We start from the raw sequence: 24,544 nt of genomic DNA on the forward strand, positions 1-24,544 counted from the left end.
TGCTTCCGAGGGGGGTGATTCGTCGGCTCCGGCGGCCCCAGTGGCCGGCGAATCGTTCGACACAGGACTCACTACGAGCGGTTGGGTTCGAACGGTGAAAAACTCACGGCTGTCCGCGGTATGAGGGACGCCGTGTCGTCAAATCTGCCGGAACAGCACATAATGGCGCCGGCCGCAGCGCATTTACAGACGAAGTCCTTATCGCTGATAATGGTGGGAACTGACGGCGAGGACAGAGGCGGCATCGGAATCGGAGTCGTCCTCGGGGTGGTCGCTCTCTTGGGCGTTGCGACGATAGCCGGGATGGCGGTCACCGACGTCGGTGCGCCTTCCGGAGCGGAGATTCTCGACGACGCGGAGCAGCGATACGAGAGCGCCGAGACCGTCGTCGGCGCGGCGACCGTAACCGCGACGAACGAGACGGCGACGCGAACGTACGGGGTCTCGTTCACCGTCGCCGAGGAGAACCGATCCCGCGTGTCGATTTCGAGCGACAATCGGACGGTCGTTCTCGGAACGAACGGCAGCGTCGGCTGGATCCACGACGAGCGAACGGGCGTGACCCGGATCGTCTCGAATGCGTCGATGCCGGCCGACGGGGCGATGCACGACTCGGACGCGATGCACGGGACGGAGTATGCGCTCAACGAGAGTCAGAAGCAGGCGTGGCAGGACGCGAGCGAGCGGGCTCGCACCGTAATGTATGATTGGACCGAGGAGAACACGACCGCGACTCGGACGGGCCGTGAGACCGTGGACGGAACCGACGCCTGGGTCGTCGAAGTGACGTCCGAAAACGAGAGCCGCACGGGCACCGTCACCAACTGGATCGCCGTCGACTCCTCGAAGGTTCTCAAACAGGAGCTCAGCGGCGAACACGGCACCGTGACGATTACCTACTCCGAGACGCGGTTCGACATCAGCGTCGCCGACAGCACGTTCCAGCCGCCGGGCGCGGAACTGCCGGCCGGCGCGGATATCGACTCCTTCGACGCGCTCCAGAACGCGACCGACGTGACCGTCCCCGAAGTCACCGACTCGGCGTACGAATTCAGTGAGGGCGCCGTGTTGAACTACGGCGGCGAGACGGCCGTCGCCCGCTACGTGGGTCCCGACAACGTGACGGTCTTCGCCAGCAACACGGAGACGCTCCCGTACGCGAGCGGTGCTGCGACCGAAACTGAGATCGGTGGCGTGAGCGCGAACGTGACCGAGATGGACGGCCGCGTCGCGGTGACGTGGGAGACCGACGGCGGCACGGTCGCCCTCGCGACTGACTCCGACCGCGAGACGGCGATCGAACTCGCGGAGTCGCTCCTCGCACAGACGACCGCCTCCTGATCCGCGCGCGAATCGACCCCGCCCCGGCGAGCGCAGCGTCGCTCGCCGGACTCCGCGCCCTTTATCTCGAAGCCGCGGACACGAGGTAGGTATGGCATCTGGCGGACGTGAGCGGACAGCGACGTTTCGGGGACTCCTCGAACTCACCCGTCCCGGCAACGCCGTCGCCGCGGGCGTTCTCACGTTCACCGGGGCGTTCGTCGCCTCGGGGTTCGGCTCGGGGCCGGTCGCCGTCGTCGCTGCCGTGCTCGCGACCGTCTTCGCGACGGGCGCCGGAAACGCGATCAACGACTACTTCGATCGGGAGATCGACCGGATCAACCGTCCGGACAGACCGATCCCTCGCGGCGCGGTGTCGCCCCGCGGCGCGCTCGTGTTCAGCGTCGTGTTGTTCCTCGGTGCGGTCGTGGCTGCACTCGTACTTCCGCTGGCGGCGATCGCGATCGCGGTCGCGAATCTCCTTGCGCTGCTCGCGTACACGGAACTGTTCAAGGGGCTTCCCGGCGTCGGCAACGTCGTCGTCGCGTACCTGACCGGCTCGACGTTCCTCTTCGGTGCCGCGGCAGTCGGTCGACTCGGCGATCCGGCGGCACTCGTGTTGTTCGCGCTCGCCGCGCTGGCGACGCTGACGCGAGAGATCGTCAAGGACGTAGAGGACATCGCAGGCGATAGAGAGGAGGGACTTCGGACGCTCCCCATCGTCGTCGGCGAACCGACGGCACTCCGAATCGGGGCCGTCGTCTTGCTCGTCGCCGTGGCGGCGAGCGCGCTCCCGTACGTGATGGGAACGTTCGGACTCGTGTATCTGCTCTTGGTCGTCCCCGCGGACGGCGTGATGCTCGCCGCGTTGCGGCAGTCCTTCGATCGCCCGTCGATCGCCCAGCAGCGACTGAAGCGGGGAATGTTTCTCGCGACTGCGGCGTTCGTCGCCGGCCGAGTAGCTGAGACCGGTCTCGCGTTCTAAAACCCCAACAAACTAGCGCTACCTCCTGATAATCTGGTGTACAGCGCCGGTTCATTCGGACGGCGATTGCCGTACCGCACACCGGAGCAATCAAAAAGAATATTATCTGCACCCGATATGGTCTACTCGTCTAATGACTCCCGGCGAGTCGACCCATCGGACGATCAACACCTTCCTTGTAGCTAGCGGCTCGACGCCGAGGAGATCAGATGTATGACCTCGGCCCGGACCTCGATGCAGAGGTCCCCCCGGGAACGAACATCCTGGTGAGCGGTCCACCTCTCTCGGGGAAACGATCGCTCTGTCTCGACATCCTCGCGTCGGGCACGGAGAAAGGCGAGGGAGCGATCATCGTCACTACCAAGGACGGCGCCGACCGCGTGCTCAGAGACTTCGAGACGCGGATCGCGTACGAGGACCGCCCGGTGGCCGTCGTAGACTGTGTCACGCGCCAGCAGGGCGTCGGCGACATTCGCGACGACGACCGGATCAAATACACCTCCTCACCCGTCGATATGACCGGGATCGGGATCAAACTCTCCGAGTTCCTCCAGGCGTTCTATCAGGATCAGGGTATCCAGCAGAACCGCGTGATGCTGCACTCGCTGTCGACGCTTCTGATGTACGCGGATCTCCAGACGGTGTTCCGATTCCTGCACGTCTTCACCGGCCGCATCCAGAGCGTCGACGGCCTCGGCGTGTTCGCCATCGACGCGAGCGCCCACGACGACCAGACGATGAACACGCTGAAGCAGTTGTTCGACGGCATCGTCACCACTCAAGAGGACGGACCGCCGTCGGTTCGGCTGGCGGGCGACTGAGCCGACCACGACGATCACGGCAGACGTTTTATCCCGGTCGCGTCTCTCCTCCACGTATGCCTATCAGCGACGACGACGGACTGCGATCGGTACTGGCTCACGAGACGGTCGCCGTAGTCGGGTGCTCGACGACGCCCGGGAAGGCCGCCCACGACATCCCGGCGTATCTCCAGCGGCACGGGTATCACGTCGTGCCGGTCAATCCCTTCGCCGACGAGATCCTCGGCGAAACCGCCTACGACTCGCTCGCGGACGTTCCAGAGTCGATCGACGTCGACGTCGTCAACGTCTTCCGGCCGAGCGACGAGGCCGGCGACATCGTCGACGCGGCGATCGAGCGCAACAACGTCGTCGGCGACGTCGACGTAGTGTGGCTCCAACTCGACATCACCGACGACGAGGCGGGCGAGCGGGCCTGCGACGCCGGCCTCGACTTCGTTCAGGACAAGTGTATGAAAGTCGAGCACGCACGGCTCGTCGACTGACCGCGGAGAATTGCTTCTCGCCTCTGTTCGGCGTCAGCCGCTATTTGGACGACGCAGAGCCGCTCTCGGTCGTCTCAGAGGCGGACTCGCTCTCGGTCGTCTCCGACGTCGACTCGCCTTCGCCCGTCTCCGAGGCAGCCTCCTCGTCGGTCTGCTCTGCTTCGGCGATGTGTGCTTCGGCGGTGACGCTCTCGACGTCGATCCCCTCCTCCTCGGCGAGGGCGTCGAGCAGCGCGCGCATCTCCGCGGCCTCGCGTTCGAGGCGGTCGACGCGGTCGCTGGTCTCCTGGGTCGTCTCACGCATCTGGACGACCTGATCGCGGAGGTCGTTCAGGCGCGTGTAGACGTCCTCGGCCATCTCTGTCACCTTCTGGAGCTTCTTCGCCGTGCCTCCTAGTCCCATACGGCCCTCTGTGCGCCCCGGCTTTGTGTGCGTTCCGGCTTCGTCTGCGGAGCGGCGTCCCTCCAGCGCAGACCGTCTCACGGCGCCGGCGGGCTCAGAGGCTGTCGGCGTCGACGCGGCCGACGAGCCGACGCAGACCGACGTAGATCGCGACGGAGACGGCAACGGCGACCCCGACGGCGACGAGTTCCGCACGCCCGGCGCTCCCGATTGCGAGCCGTGAGGCAGCGTTGACCGGTCCGTTTGGCAAGAGCGTCGTCCCCCCGAAGACGAACAGCACGCCGACGGAGTAGAGGAACTGGGCGGCCCGCCGTTCGGGCGCGAGCAACGCGATCGCCGCCCCGAGTCCACAGATCAGAAGCGCCATCGCAGCGACGAGCGCGAGGAGCGCGGGCACGTTCTGCACGCTCGTTCCGTTGAGTTCGAGGAGGCCGATCCACAGCGCGGCCTGCACCGGCGCGAGACCGGCGGCCGCGAGCAGTTTCCCGTCGACGACGTCGGAGAGCGAGACGGGTGCAACGCGGAGCAGTTCGAGCGTGCCGCGGTCGATCTCCTCGGTCAGAGAGTCGACGGCGACTGACCCGGAGATGAACACCGGGAGGAAGAGCAACAGCGGCAGCAGGATGGTGTAGGTGAAGCTAAAGTACGGGCTGGAGGTCGCTTCCGGCGGCAGTTCGAGGGGGAGCGAGTCCAGATACGCAGCCCGGTCAGTACGCTCGGCGCGCTCGAACGAGCGGACCACGTCGCGCAGCTGGACGACGACGATAGTCGTCTGGACGTTCGAGTCGGGCGCGACGGCACTGACGAACACCCGCTGATCCCGCGTCTCCGCGACGAGGACGGCGTCGATGCCGGTCGCCCGATACTCCTGGAACGCCCGCATCGCCGTCTCCTCGGAGCGGTAGAACTGTGCGTCGACGCCGCGCACCTCCTGTGACGCCCGGATCAGGTCCTCGGCGGCGTCGCCGGTGACCGCGACGTCTACCTCGTAGCCGTCGACCTGACCCGGATCGTACAGCGAGACGAGCCCCACGACGAGGAACGAGGAGAACGCCGCGATGAACAACTGGAGCGCGAGCGCGAGCACGATCGTCTTCTCCTTTCGGAGGCTCCCCAGTTCGCGGCGCGCGATCGTCAGCCGCGGGTCGGTGCGATCACCCAAGGCGGCTCACCACCGTGAGATTGTAGGCCGTGTGAACGAGCACGCTGCCGACGAAGGCGGCCGCATACCAGCGGACGTCCCGCCGCGCGCCGAGCGCGGTCAGTCCCGCGGTGACGACGTGGAGCACGAGCGGCGCGAACAGCAGTCCCGCCGCCGAGAACACGCCGATGCCCGAGGGCGCGAATGCGGCCTGTCCGAGCGCCAGCTCGGGGAGCCCGACCACCTGCGCGACCGCGGTGAACTTCTCGCCGACGAAGAACCCGAGGCCGGAGAGCGCGCCGAGGACGAGCGCGACGCGTCGCGTTCGCGGGAACGTGTCGCTCTCGAAGACCGCGTAGACGTGCAGACTCTTGGCGAGTTCCTCGACGAGTGCGACGACCACGAGGAGGAGGGGCACAGTGAGCGAGACCGGTAGGGCGAAAAGCACCGCGATCGCGAGCAGTTCCGCGACGAAGACGAACGGAATCGACAGCCCCGAGAGGACAGCGACGTCCCGCGGGCGCGACACCTGCGCATCGAGCGCGTCGAGGAATTTCAGCGGGACGGGACGCTGGGTGAACAGGTCCTCTTCTCTGTAGATGCCGACGCCGAGCAGGAACAACACGCCGGCACAGAGGACGAACGGTCCCGTCGCGAAGAGGAACGCGCCCGGTGTCACCGACTCCAGCGGCTGGAGGTCCCGGACCACGACCGTCAGCGGCGAGATGAGCGCAATCGGCGTGACGTTCGCGAAGATCGCGGGCACGAACGTGTACGCAGTCAGGAACACCGACACCGTGACCGTGACGAACGTGAGTTCCTTGAACGAACGCGCGAACATCGCGCCGGCGAACGTCGCCGCGAGAAACACCAACGCGATGGGTATCACGGCCGCGACGGCGACGACGCTGCCGCCGACGCCTAACGCGACGAGCGCCGTCAGCGCGAGCATCGCGGCGAGATACGGGAGGGTCTTGCCGGCGACGATGTCGCCCGGCGAGATGGGGGCCACGAGCAGGAGTTCGCCGCGGCGGTTGATCCGCTCGTTGAGCATCGTGCTCCCGTAGGCCTGCACCACGAAGTTCATCGGAACCAGAAAGGCGAACGCCAAGACGAGCGAGCCGAAGGGGAAGGGCGGTTGGATCTCCGCCGGCGACCCGGAGCTTCCGCCGCCGAGCGGATTGATTCCACTCAGCGCGGGGACGCCGAGCGGGCCGCCAGATCCAGTCGACGCGGCTGTCTCCTCGTCGTCTGTGGTGCCGTCAGAGCCGGTCTCCGCGCCGTCGGTCGCGCCGCCCGCACCGCCGTCGGCTCCGCTTCCGATCCCACTTCCGGATCCGCCATCGTCGTCAGCGACGGCAGCGTCCGGGATCCCCGCCGAGCGCGAGACGTACTGGAGGACGACGACGACCGGGAACGCCGCCGAGCCGTTCTCCTGAGAGCGCATCAGGCCGACGTTGTACGCGCGGACTGCAGACCGAAGTTCCGAGAGCGCCGCGCGTCCCTTCGGCGTGTCGGCGGCGCGGAATTGTCCCTCTCGCACGAGGACGTCGACGTCGCCGTCGCGGAGCGCGTCCGGATCCGGCGGGCGCGCGTCGAGTGCGACGCTCCGCTCGACGGGCTCTCGATACGGGCTGTCCTGGTCGACGCCGACACGGTAGATGTCGCGGTCGAGTGCGACCCCACCGGCGAACGCGCCGGCCCCGAGGATCGTTCCCGCGAGTACGAGCGCGAGCACGCCGAGCACCGCCGTTCGACGGTCGACGATCCCCGCCGAGCGTTCGACCTCCCAGCGGGCGATCCGGACGACCGCCGCGACGCGTTCGCGCAGCGAGCGCGTCACTGCCGGCGACCCCCCTCGGGGTCGGTCTGGATGGCGTCGGCGTCGACGTCGGAAGGTGCTCGCCCGTCGCTCTCTCCCCGCGCTCGCGTGCCGCTCGCTTTCGGCTCTCGGCCCTGCCCCTCGGCCGCGGCGGGCGGCGTCTCGCGTGCGAGGCCGAGGAAGATGTCTTCGAGGCTCTGCTCTCGCGTGCGGATGTCGACGACCTCGCCTCCGGCCGCGGTGGCTCGCTCTCGGACCGTCTCGACGGCGTCCATATCGGGGACGACGGTGCGGTAGCGCTCCGCCCCCGATTCCGACCGTCGGTCGGGCGTCGCGCCGTCGACTGAGACAGTGGTGAACACGTGGTAGTCGGTGCTCCCGTGGGCCGCGCGGATTTCGGGGACGGTCCCGCGGGCGATGATCTCTCCCCGATTCATAATCACCACCCGGTCGCAGACGCTCTCGACGTGATAGAGGTTGTGCGCGCTGAAGAGGACGGTCTTGCCCTGATCGGCGAGTTCGCGAGTGAACTCCAGCACGTAGTTCGTCGTCAGCGGGTCCAGCCCCGAGGCGGGCTCGTCGTAGATGAGGAGGTCGGGATCGTTGACCAGCGAGCGGGCGATCGCGACCTTCCGCTTCATCCCCTTCGACATATCGCCTAAGCGCCGCTCGCGGTGTTCGAGTTCGAGGCGGTCGAGCGTCGATTCGGTTCGCTCCGTCGCCGCCTCGCGCGGGACGTCGTAGAGGTCGGCGAAGAACTGCAGATACGACCGCGGCGTCATATCCTCGTACAGCGGTGATTCCTCCGGGAGGAAGCCGAGATTCCGACGCATCTCCGGGTCGCCGGCGTCGCGACCGGCGACCTCGGCAGTCCCACTCGTGGGCTCGACGAGCCCGGCGAGCATCTTCAGCGTCGTCGTCTTGCCCGCGCCGTTCGGGCCGACGACGCCGAATATTTCTCCCGTCTCGACCTCGAAGTCGCTGCCGACGACGGCGGGAAAGTCACCGTACGTCTTCCGCAGCCCTTCGACCCGTATCATCGCCATTGTCGAGCGCCACGGAGGCTCCCAAAATAAAACCCGTCGGCGAGTGGCCCATTCGACCGCATCACTGCGGGGAAGAAGGCGAGATCACGGGAGCCCCAGCATATCGAGGTGTTGGTGTGCTGACGGAAATACTCAAGTTGCCGAATGCGGAGATACTACTCGACGGAGGCAAGTGTGAACGAGGATGGGGAGTCTGAAGGGGGGGAGCGAGAACCGATCGGCAGCGACGCCGCCGAACCGGACGCGACCGACGAGGCTCCTGGTGTGTTCAGCGGGACGATCGGTCCCGACGGGCTCGATCGTGAGGCAGGCGAGAACAGTGCAGCGGGCGAGGGTGGAGACGAGGGAGAAGACGACGGCGGCCTCGACATTCCGCTCCCGTGGAACACCATTCCGAGCGACGACGATGCGGACGGGACAGACGACGACGCCGATTCGGCCGGTGAATCGACCGCCGAAGACGAAGGCGGCGGTGAGAGACGCGAGACAGCCGCCGATCCCGACTGCTTCCAGGATCTTCACTTCGTCGGGCCGAAGACCGCGGCTCTGCTCCGGGAGTCGGAGATTTCGCTCACGGACTTTCTCGAGAAGCGCATCGCCTACCGCGATCTAACGGCGGCGGGCGTCAACCCGGGCGTCGCCGCCAAGATTCGCCGTGAGCACTCCCTCTCGTGGTCGCTCGATGGCGGCGGTACCGACCTCGGTCGGCGCTCCTCGCAGGTGCGCGGCCTCGACGACGACGAACGCGCCTGGATCGCCGCCTCCTCTGGGTGGTCGGACGACGAAGCCGAGACAGACGGGTCTGGCGACGGAACAGCGGGCGAAGCGGCCTGGCGTGAACAGACGGCGAGCGGAAACGACACCGTAGATCGGGCAACCGACCGCAGCGCCGCCGACGGTTCCTCCGCCACGGACGGTGAGGCGGCGTGGCGGGCCGGCGGAAGCGACGACCTGCTGGATTCGGACGACGGAGGCTCGGAAAACACGGCCGATACGGGCGGAGACGGGCCGTCGGCAGCGCGAGATGCGGAGTCTGCCTGGCGGCGACAGAGCGCGCCGACGCCGCTAACCGCGGTCGACGGTCTCGACGAGGAGGCAGCGGCCACCCTTCATCGGGCAGGCATCGGCTCGGTCCGCCGACTCACGACTGCCGACCTCGAAAGCGTCGCCGACGCGCTCGACGTCGACCGCGAACGGGTCGAATCCTGGTACCGACTCGCGCGCGAACACGAGTCCTGACGAGCACCCTGAGGAAACCGCCACCTGACGAGTTATTTACTCGCCGAGTAAATATAGTCCGAGTTTCGAGATGGCCGTCAAAGCCATTTTGAGAGACTTTATCGTGGTTCTGCGGTCGAATCGGGTTCGTCTGCAGTAACAAAGATTTTATGGCTTTTGTAACCGCACACTGAACTACCGATTCCGCTGTCCCCGGAATGAGTGATCCGATGGCTACGAGAGACAATCCTGCGCCGACCGAACCCGAATCGACCAGCGCCACCATCGACGCCGTCCTCGACGTCGTCGCGCGCTCTGCACCGGACGTCCGCAGCGGCCTCCCCGGCCGCCGCGTCGCCATCGAGGGCGAGAATCCCTCCGGAGAGTCCCAAAAAGCGGCCGACGTGTACGCCGACGAACTCTTCCTCGATCGGATCGGCTCGATCTCTAACGTCGGCGTGTACGCCAGCGAGGAGCGCGCCGAGGGCATCGACGTCGGCAGCGGCCTCTCCGTCTGCGTCGACCCGCTCGACGGCTCGTCGAACCTCGAACCCAACGCCGCGATGGGGACGATCGTCGCGATCTACGACGGTCCCCTGCCGGCGAGCGGCGACGACATCGTCGCCGCCGCGTACGTGCTCTACGGTGCGACAACGACGATGATCGTCGCCCGTGAGGACAGCGTCACCGAGTACGTCATCCACCAGGACGGCGAGTACGAGGTCGCTCGCGAGGACGTGACGCTCCCGGAAGATCCGACGGTCTACGGATTCGGCGGGCGCGTCCCCCACTGGGTCGAGGCGTTCCAGTCGTTCGTCGACGACATCGAGTCAGACCCGTCGATGAAACTCCGCTACGGCGGTGCGATGATCGGCGACGTGAATCAGGTGCTCACCTACGGCGGGATCTTCGGCTACCCGACGCTGACGAACGCCCCAGAGGGCAAACTACGGGTCCAGTTCGAGGGCTATCCGGTCGGCTACATCGTCGAAACCGCCGGCGGTGCGACCTCCGACGGTCACCAGTCGCTGCTCGACGTCGAGAAGGACGACCTCCACGCCCGGACACCGGTCTACGTTGGCAACGAGGAACTGATCGACGATCTCGAATCCGCCTTTGCGGACCACGAGTAACTCGCTCTGGGGATAAATACTCCTAACAACACGTCGTTATTCTTTATCTCTTTCTTAGGGTATTAGAGCGCTGTAAACTCAACTCTTGGAGCCTCTGTAGCGCTTTCCAGTTTTTAGTATAATAAAATGTAGTATAGCGGATTAGTGGTAGGTTACGTGAGCACGTGCGCTGTCTCGTAGTGCGTCCGGAACGCGAACCAGAGCCCGTGGCGGCCGGGGATACGGGCGCGCGTCTCGCCGTCGTCGGATCGGAGCTCGTTGCGCGTCAGTTCCCAGCGGGTCCCGTCCACACCGACGAGGGCGACGCCATCCCCATCTTCGACGCGTTCGACCGACGTCGACGGCGCTTCGTAGACGGCGACGTCGTCTGTAGCATCCAGGAGGACGACGACGTCGCGACCGGCGACCTCGGCTTCCAGGACGCCCCCGTCACGCTCACGCAGGTCGTCGATCGGGACGGCCCACACCTCGTCGGGGTCGTCGCCGGTGATCCCGTAGACCGACGCCTTCTCCGGAAGCGGCCCGTCCTCGCGACGCACGCCGGGTTGGACGATCTCCTCGCGGTTCCAGTAGTGCTCGAAGAAGTCGATGTTGCCGTCGTAGTGCGAGTAGTCGTAGCCGTAGCCCGTCTCGATGTCGAGCGCGAGCGTGTCGGGGTACTGCTCTTTCCAATCGCCCCACTCGGTCTGTGTGACGGCGAACTGATTCAGGAAGCGATCGGGGTCCTCGGCGAGCATCTCTCCGCCGATCGGCGTGCCGGCGTGCTGGTCCCACAGCGTCTCGGTCTCCTCGTCGTACATCACCTTGTTACCAGATGCCAGCATCCCAGTGCTGCCGAACGTTCGGACTCTCTTCTCGCCGTCGACCTCGACCCGTCGGTCGTAGAGGATCGGCGCGTTACAGAGCGTGCAGTACGTGAGACTCACCGGCACGCCGTCGAGTTCGGCGTTCAGCAGTTCGTGCGGGAACAGGACCCAGCGCGGCACTGCATACTGTGTCCCCTCGATCTCGAAACCGAACACGACGTGGTCGTCGTCGAGATAGCGTTCGGGAGCGTCGTCCTGCTGGTCCGTGCTGTCGCCGCTCGCGTCGGTCTCCACCGCATCGCCGGGGACGAACGATGGGGCGTTCAGCGCGGCGAGGAACGAGCGATCGCAGTTACCCCAGCGGATTCCCTGTAGATCGAACTCACGCGGCTCACAATCGAGGAGGCCACCGACCGGCGGGAGATACGATCGATAGAGCCGGAGTTTCCACTCGTCGAATCCCGCCAGCGGGTCGATCTCCTGCTGGGAGTACCACGACTCCCACTCGACCCACGCGTGCTCGGAGTCGAAATTCGGTTCGGCGAGCGTCGCGAGGGCGTCGCGAACGCCCGGCCACCGAACTTCGGGGAGTTCGAGGTAGCGCGGTGGGTCCCGATCGCGGAGCACCGCGGGAAAGCCGAACCGCTCCCAGTTGTTCGCGATGCCGTCGATGACGAGTACTTCGAGGAGGTGGGGGACGACTCGTTCGTCGCCCTCCTCGGCGAGCGCGTCGATGGCGGCAGCGTGCGCGTCGGCGTCGCGATCGAGTAACTGATCGACCAGTTCTTGCAACCGCTCGGTGGAAGGCTCGGATGACTGTGTCACGGTACCATACCGAATGTCGCTACCGTGTGAAAACAGTATCTATGGCGGTTGTCCGTGATAGAGAGCGTCACGAGAAGCGTTCACGGTGTGCCGACAACGGCGGGTATAAGTGATAGTTACCCTCAGTAGTACGCATATGTCTGACCGCGACAGCGATGCCGTTCCCGACGGCGGTGTAGCCACCGCCGACCCGGCGAGAGACGCCCGTTCGAACTACCAGTACGTCTCCGAGGAGGTCGAACGGCCGGATCTGGTCGACGCGCTCTCGAAACGCGTCGACGGTGAAGTCCGCTTCGACACCTACACTCGGCAGATGTACGCGACCGACGCCAGCGCGTTCGAGGTGACGCCTATCGGCGTCGTCTTCCCGACCTCGACCGACGACGTCGCGAGCGTCGTCTCCTACTGCGCCAAAGAGGAGATTCCGGTGCTCCCGCGCGGCGGCGGGACGAGCCTCGCCGGCCAGACGGTCAACGAGGCCGTCGTCCTCGACTTCTCGCGCCATATGGACGCCGTGTACGACGTCGACCCCGACGCGCGAGAGGCGCACGTTCAGTCTGGGGCCATCCTCGCGACGCTCAACGATCAGGCGGCCGAGTACGGCCTGACGTTCGGCCCCGACCCGGCGGCCGGCAACCGGAGCGCCATCGGCGGCGCGATCGGCAACAACTCCACCGGCGCGCACTCGCTCGTCTACGAGAAGACCGATCACTACGTCGAGGAAGTCGAGGTCGTCCTCTCGGACGGCACGGTCACGACCTTCGGTGAGGTCAGCGTCGACGAATTACGCGAGCGGGCCGACCCCGACGGCGACGCCGAGGCGAAGATCGCCGCCGGCGTGATCGAGGTCCTCGACGAACAGGCCGAGGAGATCCACAAGCGCTACCCCGAGATGAAGCGGAACGTCTCGGGCTACAACCTCGACCGCCTGCTCGCCGAAGCCGAGGGCGAATACGGCGAGGAGGGCGTCGTCAACCTCGCGCGCCTGCTCGCCGGCTCCGAAGGGACGCTCGCGGTCGTCACCGAGGCGACCGTCTCGCTGGAACCGCTTCCGGAGACGAAGTCGGTCGCGCTCTTGACGTACGACAGCGTCGTCGACACCGTCAGCGATGTCGTGCACGTGCTGGAGCACGATCCCGCGGCGGTCGAGCTCATCGACGACGTACTCATCGGGCTGGCCTCGAACACGACGGAGTTCGCCGACGTCGCCGGGAAACTCCCCGACCGGACGGAGGCCGCACTCCTCGTGGAGTTCTACGCCGAAGACGACGAGGACGGCCGCGAGAAGGTTCGGAAGCTCCTCGAAGACCGCGTACCCGGTCGCGGCGACGGCGACGACGCGACGGATACCGACGCCGAACGATTCGCGTTCGACGCGCTAGAGGCCCACGAGAAGGCAGACCGGAAGGAACTCTGGAAGCTCCGGAAGTCCGGCCTCCCGATCCTGCTGGGACGCACCAGCGACGCGAAACACATCAGCTTCCTCGAAGACTGCGCCGTTCCGCCGGAGCACCTCCCGAGGTTCGTCACCGAGTTCCAGTCGGTCCTCGAAGAGCACGACACCTTCGCGTCGTTCTACGCCCACGCCGGCCCCGGCGTCCTGCACGTCCGCCCGCTCGTCAACACGAAGTCGCAGGCGGATCTGGACGCGATGCAGGCCATCGGCGAGGCCGTGACCGACCTCGTCGTCGAACTCGGTGGCTCGGTCTCCGGCGAGCACGGCGACGGCCGCGCGCGAACCCAGTGGAACCGGAAGCTCTACGGCGATCAGCTCTGGGACGCGTTCCAGGATCTCAAGACCGCGTTCGACCCCGACTGGCTGCTCAACCCCGGCCAGGTCTGCGGCGATGTCTCGCTCACCGAGAACCTCCGGTTCGATCCCGAGTACGAGTTCGACGCCGGCTTCGACTCGGCGCTGGAGTGGGACAACGAGAACGGAATGCAGGGGATGGTCGAACTCTGTCACGGCTGCGGTGGCTGCCGCACCCAGCAGACCGAGGGCGGCGTGATGTGTCCGACCTACCGCGCGGCCGACGAGGAGATTACCGCCACGCGCGGCCGAGCGAATATGCTCCGGCAGGCGATGAGCGGCGACCTCCCGGACGACCCGACCGACGAGGAGTTCGTCACCGAGGTGATGGACCTCTGTATCGGCTGTAAGGGCTGTGCGAACGACTGTCCGAGCGAGGTCGACCTCGCGAAGCTCAAAGCCGAGGTGACTCACGCCTACCACGAGGAACACGGCTCCTCGCTGCGCTCGAAGATGTTCGCCAACTTCGACGTCTTAGCGAAACTCGGGAGCACGTTCGCACCCGTCTCGAACTGGGCGTCGAAGGTGCCCGGCGCGCGCGCCGTGATGGAACAGACCATCGGCATCGCGAGCGACCGCACGCTCCCCACGTTTGAGCGCGAGACGGTCCAGAAGTGGTTCAAAAAGCGCGGTGGATCGCGGGTCACCGCCGACGAGGCCGACCGCCACGTCCTCCTGATCCCGGACACGTACACGAACTACAGCCACCCCGACGTCGGGAAGGCGTCAGTGGAAGTGCTCGAAGCCGCGGGCGTCCACGTCGAAGTCGCAGACGTCACCGATGTGGGGCGGCCGGCGTTCTCGAAGGGCTTCCTCGACGTCGCCCGCGAGACGGCGGCGGAGACGGTCGACGCGCTCGTCCCGCGGATCGAGAACGGGTGGGACGTCGTCGTCCCCGAACCCTCCGACGCGGTGATGCTGCAGTCAGACTACGGCGACCTGCTCTCGGGCAGCGACGTCGAGACGGTACAGGCGAACAGTTACGGCGTCTGTGAGTACCTCGACACGTATCGACTCGACGAGCAGATCGACTTCGACGCCCCCGACCGCTCGATCGCGTACCACGGCCATTGCCACCAGAAGGCGACGAAGAAAGACCATCACGCGGTCGGCGTGCTCCGGCGGGCGGGCTACCGCGTGGATCCGCTGGACTCGGGCTGCTGTGGGATGGCCGGGACGTTCGGCTACGAGTCCGAACACCGCGCGATGAGCGAGGCGATCGGCGAGACGCTCAAGGGCCAGGTCGACGCCAGCGAGGCGGAATCGGTCGTCGCACCCGGCGCGTCCTGCCGGACCCAACTCAACGATCTCGGGGCGACCGTCGACCCGGCGCTGTTCCCCGATCACGACGGAAGCCACGACGAGCCGCCGACGCCGATCGAAGCGCTCGCGGCCGGACTGGCCGGTCGGTAGTCGGTCCGAGGCGGTAGCCGGAACGCGATTCGTCGCGGCCGCGGTCGCGGGCGTTCTCGTCCGGTGCGATTGCAGTTACAGTTGCGGACTCGTTTTCGGAGCCGTCCCCCGGTAGAACAGCCCCGCACCGAGGAGCGTCAGCCCGCCGACGGTAAGCAACGGGACGACGTACCCGTTCGTCACTCCCAAGAGGAGGTTCAGCCCGATCGGGACGAGGAAGGCGGTCGCCGCTTCTGCGACCGTGAACACCCCGACGATGGCGGTCGCGTTCGCCGGGCCGAACCGCTCGATGATGATCGGCGAGAACAGCGGCGCGATCGCTCCGAGTCCGATCCCGAACGTCACGAGCAGCACGTACATCAGCGGTTCCGTGCCCGTCCACGGGAGGACGACCATCCCGGCCGCCGCGAGGAGCGTTCCGACGGCCAGCGTCACCCGCATCCCGATGCGATCGGCGAACTCACCGCTGGCGACGCGGGCGACGACGCTGACGCCGCCCACGATGCCGAACGCGGTGGCGGCGACCGCTCGGGAGATCCCGCCCGTGGTGAGAATGCCCACGAGGTCCGCCGAGAGGAGGAAGTACCAACTCCACAGGAGCGCGAAGCCGACGAGGCTGGACACGAATCGGCCGTCGGTCAGGTTCGACCGGAGCCACGCGACGTCGACCGGTGCGGTACCCTGCGCGCGGAGTTCCGGCGGCCGGCGGTAGACGACGGCGGCGACGAGAATTACGAGTACCGTCGCGCCCCCGACGACGACGAACGCCTCCCGGATGCCCGTCCGTTCGAGCAACCACACCCAGACCGGCGGCAACACGAAAATCCCGAGGCCGTTGCCGGCCATCGTGATCCCCATTGCGCGGCCCTCGTACTGCTCGAACCACTGCGGCACGAGCGAGATGACGATCACGAACATCGTGCCCCCGGCCGTCCCCAAGAGCCCGAATACGACGGCGAGTCCGAGATACGACGACGAGATCTGCAAGAGTCCGATCGCGACGCCGAAGACCGCGCCGGCCGTAGCGACGACCGGGCGAAGCGGCACGCGCGCGATCAGGATCCCGATCGTCCCGCCCGCGATGTAGAACGCCGCCGTCGTGATCGAAAAGATGGACGAGAGCCGGAGACTCGACAGTCCGAACGCGTCGCCGAGTGCCTGTGAGTAGACGGTAAACGTGAAGATCACGCCCCAGACGAGCACGAGTACGAGCAGTCCGAGCGCCGCAACGATCCAACTAGTCACCGAATCGAACGCGGAGTCGTGTTCGTCGTTCATCGCTGGGACCTATCGCATCCCGATCGCGGGCGTCGCTGCGGAGTCGCCGGACAGCGACCGCGAATCGAGGGCTCTGGCGTAAGAACCCTCCAGTGTCTCTTATTATTTTCCCATACAGATGTGTGTCCCAAATGGCGGGAAGATTCGGCACGTCGTCTCACCAGTCGGTACGAGAATTCGACAGTGTAGCCCGACGACAGCCGGTAAAAACGGCTATCTGACCAAACTTTCATTAGTGAATCCCGAGACTCTAGGAGTATGGCACTCGAAGGCCAGTCAGGATACAGTATCGACGACGACTGGAGTCAACTCTATATCGGCGGCGAGTGGGTCGACGCTGAGAGCGGCGAGACGCTCGAAGTCGAGGACCCCTCGACGCGCGAGGTCGTCACGGAGGTCCCCCGCGCCACCGAGGCGGACGTCGACGCCGCCTACGAAGCCGCGGCGGAGGCCCAGTCCGAATGGGCCCAGACGCCGCCGGCCGAGCGCGAACAGCTCATCCACAGCCTCCAGCAGGTGATGGCAGAGCACAAAGAGGAGATCGTCGAGCTCTACACCACCGAAGCGGGTGCGATGCAAGGTGTATCGGACACCGGGTTCGAGCTCACGCAGGACCAGATCGGTGAGGCCGCGACGCTTCCGCGCCGAATGAAGGGCGAGCACGCCGCCTCGAACATCCCCGGCAAGGAGAACATCGTCGAGCGCGAGGCGAAAGGCGTCGTCACGGTCATCTCGCCGTGGAACTTCCCGCTGAACCTCTCCGCGCGCGCGGTCGTCCCCGCCGTCGCGGCCGGTAACACGGTCGTCCTCAAGCCGGCGACGAACACCCCGGTCATCGGCGGACTGCTGTTCGCGCGCCTGTTCGAGGAGGCCGGCTTCCCCGAGGGCGTCGTCAACGTCGTCACCGGCAAGGGCTCCGAAATCGGCGACCGCGTCGCTGGCCACGAGGAGAGCGACGTCGTCGCGTTCACCGGTTCGACCGAGGTCGGTCGCCGGGTCGCCGCCACCGCAGCGGAGAACCTCGCCGTCCCGGCGATGGAACTCGGCGGCAACAACGCCCACATCGTCACCGACGAGGCCGACGTCGACGCCGCGGTCGACGCCGGCGTCTTCGGATCGTTCATCCACCAGGGGCAGGTCTGCATCTCCATCAACCGCCACCTCGTCCACGAGGACGTCTACGACGAGTACGTCGAGAAGCTAACCGAGCGCGCCTCCCAGCTCCCGGCCGGGAGCGCTCACGAGCACGTCGTCGTCGGCCCCATCATCGACGAGTCCCAGCGCGACGAGATGCTCGACTACGTCGAGCGGACGGTCGAAGCGGGCGCGACGCTCGAAACCGGCGGCGACATCGTCGAAATCGACGGCGTCGAGGACTCGCTGGTCGTCGAGCCGACGGTGATCTCGGACGCGACGAACGATATGGCGGCCGCCTGCAACGAGCACTTCGGCCCCATCGCCCCCGTGATTCCGTTCTCGGACGTCGACGAGGCGATCGAACTCGCAAACGACACCGAGTACGGCCTCTCCGGCTCGGTCCACGCCGGCGACGTCGGCGCGGGCAAGCGCATCGCGAACCAGCTCGAGACGGGAATGGTCCACGTCAACGACCAGCCCGTCAACGACGAGGCGCACGTCCCGTTCAGCGGGACGGGCGCGTCGGGGATCGGCGGCTACAACAGCGAGGACTTCCTCGACGAGGTCACCGAGAAGAAGTGGATCTCGCTGCAGCACGAGCCGCGCGAGTTCCCGTTCTAAGATGATCGAAGACGCGGTGTGCATCGTTGCCGGCGGCGGCAACGGCCTCGGCGAGCAGGCGGCATACGAACTCGCAGACCACGGCGCGCGCGTCGTGGTCAACGACCTCGGCACTGAGGTCGACGGGACAGGCAGCGACTCGTCTGTCCCCGAGGGCGTCGCCGCCGAGATCCGCGAGCGCGGCGGAACCGCGATGGCCCACCACGGCGACGTGAGCGACTTCGCGTACGCGGAGACGCTCATCGCGGACACCGTCGCGGAGTACGGCCGCGTCGACTTCGTCTGTAACTTCGCGGGCATTCTCCGGGACGGGCTCAGCTACAAGCTCTCGCCGGAGGACTGGACGGCCGTCATCGAGAACAACCTCACCGGCCAGTTTGCACCGCTCCGCGCCGCCGCCGCCCACTGGCGCGAGGCGAACAAGGCCGCCGGCGACGACGGCTTCGACCGACAGCGCTCGTATCTCGCGGTCAGCGCCGGGGCGGCCCGCGGCAGCCTCGGGCAGGCCAACTACGCTGCGGCGAAAGCAGGGATCCTCGGGATGGTTCGTTCAGTTTCGACTGAACTGGTCCGCTCGGACGTCCGGGTTAACGCCCTGATTCCGAACGGCTACACGCGGATGACCGAGACGGTGCCCGAAGAGCACCGCCCCTACACCGAGGCGGAGATGCCGCCCGAGAAGGTCGCACCGCTCGTCGCGTACCTGGCCAGCGAGCACGCCGAAGACCTCACGGGGTGTACGCTGTACGCCGGGGGCGACCGCGTCGGCGTCTTCTCGGACCCGGCGATGGAGGCCGTCGGTGTCAATCCCGAAGGGTGGACGCTCGATTCGCTCGTCGAGCACTTCCGCGAGGACGTCGCCGCGGACGTCGAGTTGGCGCGGACCGACAGCTACCTGTGAGAACGCCCGCGTTCGGCCCGCTATTCCCGTAAGTGCGGGCGCGTCGGCACCGACGCCGCTCTCTAGCCACCGCCGCTCGGAGAGGCGAAAGGCATCTTTTATCACTGATTCCGACGATGAATTGCGTATGCGCTTCGTCCGCTACGACGACGATAAACTCGGACTGCTTACAGACGATGGAGAGGGCGTCATCGACCTCTCGGACCGGCTCGGTCTCGAGGGCGACGAGCCGCTCGTCGAGTATATGGAGGGCGACTACGACGCCTCCGAGTACGAAGACGAAGACCCCGACTACGACGTCGAAGACGTCGAGATCGGCTCGCCCGTCGGCCGCCCGGGCAAGGTCATCGCCGCGCCGCTGAACTACGAGAACCACATCGAGGAGGCCATCTCCGACAAGGACATCACCACCGAAGAGTGGTTCTCGATCAAGGACAAGGGCTACTTCCTGAAAGCGCCCTCCAGCGTCGTCGGCCCCGACCACGGCATCGAACTGCCGTTCAACGACCGTCGGACGGACCACGAGATCGAACTCGCGTTCGTAATGGGTGAGGAGGCGAAAGACGTCTCCGCCGAGGAAGCGTGGGACCACATCTTCGGATACACGATCCTGCTCGACATCTCGCTGCGCGGCGACCAGGACCGCTCGAACCGCAAGTCCTACGACACGTTCACCGTCATCGGTCCGTGCGTCGTCACGGCCGACGAGATCGACGACCCCCAGGACCTCCAGATGGAGCTCCAGCTCAACGGCGAGCGCCGCCAGTACGAGAACACCGGCGATATGGTCTACACGTGCGCGGACGTCGTTCAGTACGCCTCCCTCGGCGCGACGCTTGAAGTCGGCGACGTCATCACGACGGGCACGCCCGAAGGCGTGAGCGAACTCCACGACGGCGACACCATCGACGCCGAAATCGAAGACGTCGGCTCGATGACCGTCGACGTCACCGGTCGCGACGTCAGCTACGCCGAAGCCGACGTCCAGAAGGGCGGACAGGAGTAACTCCCTCGCGCCGCTCGCCGCGGCGACGTTCGAACCGTTCTTCGTTTTTTCCAGGCACGGCCGACAGAGCGGCAGCGCTACCTCGACGCGCAGTCTATCATAGATCTGCATCTCCGAAAGGTAGGCTTAAGAAAGGTCACGACGAATGACGTGGTATTCGATGTCACTGCTCGAAGTAGATTCGATAGACGTCGCGTACGGCAACGTACAGGTGCTGTGGGACGTGAGCCTCACGGTCGAGGAGGGCGAGACTGTGGCCTTGCTCGGTGCGAACGGGGCTGGAAAGACGACGACGCTGAAGACCATCTGTGGCGACCTCGCCCCGATGGACGGCGAGATCCGCTACAAGGGCGAATCGATCGGCGACCTCCCTCACGAGGAGGTCGTCGCCAGGGGCGTCGCCCACGTCCCCGAGGGCCGCGAGGTGTTCACCGAGAGTACCGTTCGCGAGAACCTCGAACTGGGCGCGTATCTCGATCGCAGTCGGCTGAAAGAGCGCCTCGAAGACATCTACGACATCTTCCCACGGCTCGAAGAGCGCTCGAACCAGCAGGCCGGGACGCTCTCGGGCGGCGAGCAGCAGATGCTCGCGATCGGTCGCGGTCTGATGAGCGAACCCGATCTCCTGCTGCTCGACGAGGCCAGTCTCGGACTCGCGCCCGTCCTCGTCGACGACGTCTTCGAGGCCATCCAGCGCATCAACGACGAGGGGACGACCGTTCTCCTCGTCGAGCAGGACATCTACAACGCACTCCGCGTCGCCGACCGCGGCTACGTCATCAAGACCGGCGAAATCGCGCTGTCAGGAACGGCCGAAGAACTCGCACGCGACGAACGCGTCGAAGAATCCTACCTCGGCGCCTGAGCGGAGCAGTCTTTTCTGCGATCAGTTTGGCCGTCACTCACAGTCGCTTTCTCGCGGATCGTCCTGAGAGACCACCCCGAATCTCACAGAGCGGCTGCGATAGCGCACCGAGAGCGCAGAGCAAACGGAGAAGACGAGAGGCTCGTAACGACGTCGGGAGTGGGACGCCGACCTACTCGGTCGCGGCGTCCGTGTCGGTGGTTTCCTCGACGAGATACTCCTTGATGAGGCCGTAGAGCCCCGTGGGGAGGAAGATGATGAAGAGGATGATGAGAATCCCCTCGACCGCAGAGGAGAACCCACCAACGATCGCCGAGAGACCGTTGTCGAGGAGTAAAAACAGCGCCGCGCCGAAGAACGGCCCGGCGAAGGTTCCCATCCCGCCAAGAATGACGATGACGAGCGAGTCGATCGTCCACGTGACGGCGAGCGTCGACTGGGCGTTGATGTAGAGCGTGTAGTGGCCATACAGCGCGCCGGCGATCCCCGCGAAGAACGAGGAGACGACGAACGCGTACATCTTGTACTTCAGCGGGTTGACGCCGAGACTGCTCGCGGCGTCCTCGTCGTCGTGGATCGCTTTCATCCCCAGTCCGGCCGGACCGCGAACGATGACGTACGTGGCCGCGACCGTGATGATCGTAGCGATGAGCGTCAGGAAGAACATCGTGTCGCCGTGGGAGACGGCCTCGCCGATCGAGAGGTCGCCGCTGACGTAGTAGCCGGTCGCGCCGCCGGTCAGGTCCCGTCGGTCCAGCATCACCAGTTCGATGACGGCCGCCAGCGCGAGCGTCCCGATGGCGAAGTAGTGGCCGCTCAACCGGAAGATGATCGGCCCGATGACGAGCGAGATGAGCGCCGCGGTGACTCCCCCGACGACGACCGCCGCGAGGATCGGCAACTGGATCGATTCGGGGAAGCCCGCTGCGGCGGGTGTCGTCAGCCACGCCGAAACGAATGCGCCCATCCCGAAGAACGCCGCGTGCCCCAGCGAAATCTGGCCGGCGTATCCGGCGAGCAGATTCCAGGAGACGCCGAGCATCACGAAGACGAGACCCGTCAGGATGAGCCCCGTCAGAGAGTCGGTCGTGGTGAACGGGACGACTGCGAGCGCTAGCACGGCGACGACGCCGAGCGCCTGGACGCGACGGTCCTCAGCGAGCGATTCGCCGGGAGCGCGCTGGAAGATGCTCATTACTCACCACCTCCGGAGCTACCGAACAGCCCTTCTGGTTTGACGAGCAGCACGCCCAAGAAGATGAGCAGGCTCACGACGTTACGGTAGCCGCCACCGAGATAGAGCGCGCCGAGGTTCTCCGAGACGCCGAGCACGAGGCCGCCGACGAGCGTCCCGACGACGCTGCCGACCCCACCGAGGACGACCACGGCGAACGTTTTGAGCAGGTACGACCAGCCGACGTAGGGGTCGATCGGGAACAGCATCGAGAGCAGCGCGCCGGCCGCGCCGGCGAGTGCGGTCCCGATGCCGAGCGTGATGACGTAGATCTGGTCGGTGTCGATGCCCATATACTTCGCCGCCGTGCGGTTCTGGGCGGTCGCCCGGATGGCCTGACCCGTCTTGGTGTACTGCAGGAACGCCCAGGTGGCGACGATGAGCAGGACGGCGACGACGAACGTGACCGTCCGCGGGAACGACATAAACGCGATGCCGATGTCGAACCCGTTACCGGGGATCCCGATGTCGGCCGTTCGGGCGTCGCCGCCGAGGATGACGCGCCCGAGGTTCTGCAAGACGAGCGCGAGGCCGAACAGCACGATGATCGGCTGTTCTAACCCCTCGTCGACGACGTGCTTGAGCAGCACTTTCTGCAGGAGGACGCCGAGGCCGAACATCAGCGCCATCGCGAGCAGCATCCCGACGAGCGGGGTGATGCCGGTCGCCGTGAACACGAGAATCGCGACGTAGGCGCCGACCATCAGCATATGGCCGTGCGCGAGATTCACGATGTCCATAATCCCGAAGACGAGCGAGAGGCCCAGGGCTGCGAGGGCGTAGATCCCGCCCAACAGCAGCCCGTTGACGACCGACTGCGTCAGAAGATCGCTTGCAACCATCGTCAGGCCGTGGGTACGAAGGTGTCCCCTGCGTTCATCGCTCGCTCCACGGCGGGATGGGGTACTTGAAGTCGAGCGCGCGTTCGGAGTCCGTGTTCGGGTACGCGAGGCGCTGGGCGCCCTCCCACCACTGGCCGGTCGGGGCTGTCAGTTGGCCTTCCGTCGGCAGTCCGTTGTCCTCGAAGCCGAACGTGCCGATGACGGTCTGGAACTCCTCGTTGCGGAGCGCCTCCCGAATGGCCTCCGGTTCGACGGAGCCAGCCGCGGCGACAGCCTGTTCGGCGACCTGCGTCAGGTTGTACGAGCCGCCGACGTTCGCCGGCATATACTGGCTCTCGGTCTCGTAGGTCGACATATACGTCTCTCGGAGCTGTTGGTTGCCGTTGCCCGTGAGGCCGGGGACCCAGCCGGGACACATCAGCGCGTAGGCGCCGTCCTGACCGAGTGCGGACCACCACGCCGAGGGGTCGGCACCGCGGACGAACTTGAGCATCTTCGGCGCCCAGTTGTTCGACTTCATCTGGTTGACTGCGGTGATGCCGCCGCCCGGCGTCGGGTTCGACAGCAGCACCTCGACGTTGGCGCTTTGGGCCTGCGAGATGAGCGTCGAGAAGTCCGAGGCACCGATCTCGAAGGTCTCGCGCATCACGATTTCGTAGCCCGCGTCGCCGAGTGTCTCTTCCCAGTAGTCGGCCTGCTCTTTCCCCCACCCGGAGTTGGGCTCCCAGATACCGATGTTGGTCGGTCGGTCCTCCTCGGGGACGAGTTCGATCGTCCCGAGCGTCGAGCGGGCGACGTCACGGGACTTCGGGAACGGAGCGAACGTCCACTCGTAGTTGCTGTTGCGGTGGGGCTCTTCGTACGCGAAGGCGATACCGAGGAACGGGAGCCCCTGATTCTCGGCGAAGGCGCTCCCAGCCGTGACGAGCAGGCTGGAGAAGCTCCCCCAGATCATATTCACGTCGTTGTTGCTGACGATGGCCTGAAGCTGCTCGCGCAGCGTCTGGGCGTCGCTCTCGTCGTCGCGGAGAATGAGTTCGACCTCGCGGTCGAGTGTCTCGTTCATCCGCTCAACGCCGAGTTCGTACCCGCGCTTGAGGTCCTGTCCGAGCGAAGAGAAACTCCCGGTCTCGGGGACGGTCCCAGCGATCGTCAGTGGGGTGGTGTCCTCGCCGCTGTCGGTGCTTCCACCGGTTCCCGTATCGCCACCGCCGTCGCCGCCGTCGCCACCGTCGCCACCGTCGCCGTCACCGCCGCCGCCGAGCGTACACCCAGCGAGGCCAGTTAGTGCGACCGTACCGGAAGCCCCGGCACCTTTGAGATACGTCCGTCGTGGAAATGTGTCATCACGAGCCATACCGTGTGGGACAATAATTATAACGGAATATAAAACTGTATGGTATAGACCAGGTCGTCAACGCGTCTATCCAGT

General features: G+C 66.0%; 20 protein-coding genes. 11 read left to right on the forward strand and 9 right to left on the reverse strand.

Annotation, left to right across the window (positions count from 1 at the left end; genetic code table 11):
• Positions 1-210 precede the first annotated feature (210 nt).
• The 4 genes from RBH22_RS04120 to RBH22_RS04135 all read left to right on the forward strand — a co-directional run bounded on the left by RBH22_RS04120 (position 211) and on the right by RBH22_RS04135 (position 3,611).
• Positions 211-1,341 (forward strand): hypothetical protein, encoded by a 1,131-nt coding sequence (locus RBH22_RS04120; protein ID WP_306676608.1) that lies wholly within the window; start codon positions 211-213, stop codon positions 1,339-1,341.
• Between the two features lie 91 nt (positions 1,342-1,432).
• Entirely contained in the window at positions 1,433-2,305 is an 873-nt protein-coding gene (locus RBH22_RS04125) for a geranylgeranylglycerol-phosphate geranylgeranyltransferase (protein ID WP_306676609.1), read from the forward strand.
• Positions 2,306-2,514: 209 nt separating this feature from the next.
• Entirely contained in the window at positions 2,515-3,126 is a 612-nt protein-coding gene (locus RBH22_RS04130; protein WP_256544972.1) for a recombinase RecA, read from the forward strand.
• Positions 3,127-3,182: 56 nt separating this feature from the next.
• Entirely contained in the window at positions 3,183-3,611 is a 429-nt protein-coding gene (locus RBH22_RS04135) for a CoA-binding protein (protein ID WP_256544973.1), read from the forward strand.
• 40 nt (positions 3,612-3,651) lie between these two features.
• Here RBH22_RS04135 and RBH22_RS04140 read toward each other — a convergent pair whose 3' ends face one another.
• From RBH22_RS04140 to RBH22_RS04155, 4 genes are all read right to left on the reverse strand, one after another.
• Positions 3,652-4,014 (reverse strand): DUF5798 family protein, encoded by a 363-nt coding sequence (locus RBH22_RS04140; protein ID WP_256544974.1) that lies wholly within the window; start codon positions 4,012-4,014, stop codon positions 3,652-3,654.
• A gap of 94 nt (positions 4,015-4,108) precedes the next feature.
• Positions 4,109-5,176: an ABC transporter permease gene (locus tag RBH22_RS04145; RefSeq protein ID WP_306676610.1), complete on the reverse strand. Its 1,068-nt coding sequence runs from the start codon at positions 5,174-5,176 to the stop codon at positions 4,109-4,111.
• Positions 5,169-6,998, reverse strand: a complete 1,830-nt coding sequence (locus RBH22_RS04150; protein ID WP_256290642.1) for a PrsW family intramembrane metalloprotease — start codon at positions 6,996-6,998, stop codon at positions 5,169-5,171. The genes RBH22_RS04145 and RBH22_RS04150 overlap by 8 nt, the downstream gene beginning before the upstream one ends.
• Complete coding sequence (locus RBH22_RS04155) at positions 6,995-8,017, reverse strand: ABC transporter ATP-binding protein (RefSeq protein WP_306676738.1); 1,023 nt, start codon at positions 8,015-8,017, stop codon at positions 6,995-6,997. Before RBH22_RS04155 ends, RBH22_RS04150 begins: the two co-directional genes overlap by 4 nt.
• A gap of 180 nt (positions 8,018-8,197) precedes the next feature.
• Here RBH22_RS04155 and RBH22_RS04160 point away from each other — a divergent pair, with 180 nt between their 5' ends.
• The gene (locus tag RBH22_RS04160) at positions 8,198-9,262 is read left to right on the forward strand and encodes a helix-hairpin-helix domain-containing protein (protein WP_306676611.1); all 1,065 of its coding nucleotides are present in this window, start codon (positions 8,198-8,200) and stop codon (positions 9,260-9,262) included.
• A 209-nt stretch (positions 9,263-9,471) separates the two neighbouring features.
• A complete protein-coding gene (locus tag RBH22_RS04165) occupies positions 9,472-10,374 on the forward strand; it encodes a class 1 fructose-bisphosphatase (protein WP_306676612.1) in 903 nt (300 codons plus the stop codon).
• A gap of 152 nt (positions 10,375-10,526) precedes the next feature.
• Here the strand turns inward: RBH22_RS04165 and RBH22_RS04170 are convergent, their stop codons facing one another.
• Positions 10,527-12,005, reverse strand: a complete 1,479-nt coding sequence (locus RBH22_RS04170; protein ID WP_306676613.1) for a DUF3179 domain-containing (seleno)protein — start codon at positions 12,003-12,005, stop codon at positions 10,527-10,529.
• A gap of 136 nt (positions 12,006-12,141) precedes the next feature.
• Between RBH22_RS04170 and RBH22_RS04175 the strand changes: the two genes are divergently transcribed.
• Positions 12,142-15,228, forward strand: coding sequence for an FAD-binding and (Fe-S)-binding domain-containing protein (locus RBH22_RS04175; RefSeq protein ID WP_306676614.1), 3,087 nt, complete (start codon positions 12,142-12,144; stop codon positions 15,226-15,228).
• A gap of 75 nt (positions 15,229-15,303) precedes the next feature.
• Here the strand turns inward: RBH22_RS04175 and RBH22_RS04180 are convergent, their stop codons facing one another.
• Complete coding sequence (locus RBH22_RS04180) at positions 15,304-16,506, reverse strand: MFS transporter (RefSeq protein WP_256290649.1); 1,203 nt, start codon at positions 16,504-16,506, stop codon at positions 15,304-15,306.
• A 258-nt stretch (positions 16,507-16,764) separates the two neighbouring features.
• On the opposite strand from RBH22_RS04180, the gene RBH22_RS04185 reads away from it, so the two are divergent.
• The 4 genes from RBH22_RS04185 to RBH22_RS04200 all read left to right on the forward strand — a co-directional run bounded on the left by RBH22_RS04185 (position 16,765) and on the right by RBH22_RS04200 (position 21,036).
• A complete protein-coding gene (locus RBH22_RS04185) occupies positions 16,765-18,264 on the forward strand; it encodes an aldehyde dehydrogenase family protein (RefSeq protein ID WP_306676615.1) in 1,500 nt (499 codons plus the stop codon).
• A 1-nt stretch (position 18,265) separates the two neighbouring features.
• On the forward strand, positions 18,266-19,165 hold the full coding sequence (locus RBH22_RS04190; RefSeq protein ID WP_306676616.1) for an SDR family oxidoreductase: 900 nt from the start codon (positions 18,266-18,268) through the stop codon (positions 19,163-19,165).
• Positions 19,166-19,292: 127 nt separating this feature from the next.
• On the forward strand, positions 19,293-20,171 hold the full coding sequence (locus tag RBH22_RS04195) for a fumarylacetoacetate hydrolase family protein (protein ID WP_121570199.1): 879 nt from the start codon (positions 19,293-19,295) through the stop codon (positions 20,169-20,171).
• Positions 20,172-20,337: 166 nt separating this feature from the next.
• Positions 20,338-21,036, forward strand: a complete 699-nt coding sequence (locus RBH22_RS04200) for an ABC transporter ATP-binding protein (protein ID WP_343218096.1) — start codon at positions 20,338-20,340, stop codon at positions 21,034-21,036.
• Between the two features lie 172 nt (positions 21,037-21,208).
• On the opposite strand, the gene RBH22_RS04205 is transcribed toward RBH22_RS04200, so the two are convergent.
• From RBH22_RS04205 to RBH22_RS04215, 3 genes are read right to left on the reverse strand one after another with little or no spacing between them, the layout of a single operon-like run.
• Positions 21,209-22,231, reverse strand: a complete 1,023-nt coding sequence (locus RBH22_RS04205) for a branched-chain amino acid ABC transporter permease (RefSeq protein WP_256544986.1) — start codon at positions 22,229-22,231, stop codon at positions 21,209-21,211.
• Positions 22,231-23,112, reverse strand: a complete 882-nt coding sequence (locus RBH22_RS04210; RefSeq protein WP_121570202.1) for a branched-chain amino acid ABC transporter permease — start codon at positions 23,110-23,112, stop codon at positions 22,231-22,233. Before RBH22_RS04210 ends, RBH22_RS04205 begins: the two co-directional genes overlap by 1 nt.
• A gap of 34 nt (positions 23,113-23,146) precedes the next feature.
• Positions 23,147-24,469, reverse strand: a complete 1,323-nt coding sequence (locus RBH22_RS04215) for an ABC transporter substrate-binding protein (RefSeq protein ID WP_256544988.1) — start codon at positions 24,467-24,469, stop codon at positions 23,147-23,149.
• Between the last annotated feature and the right edge of the window lie 75 nt (positions 24,470-24,544).

Source organism: Halobellus sp. H-GB7 (assembly GCF_030848585.1).
Taxonomy (GTDB): domain Archaea; phylum Halobacteriota; class Halobacteria; order Halobacteriales; family Haloferacaceae; genus Haloquadratum; species Haloquadratum inordinatus.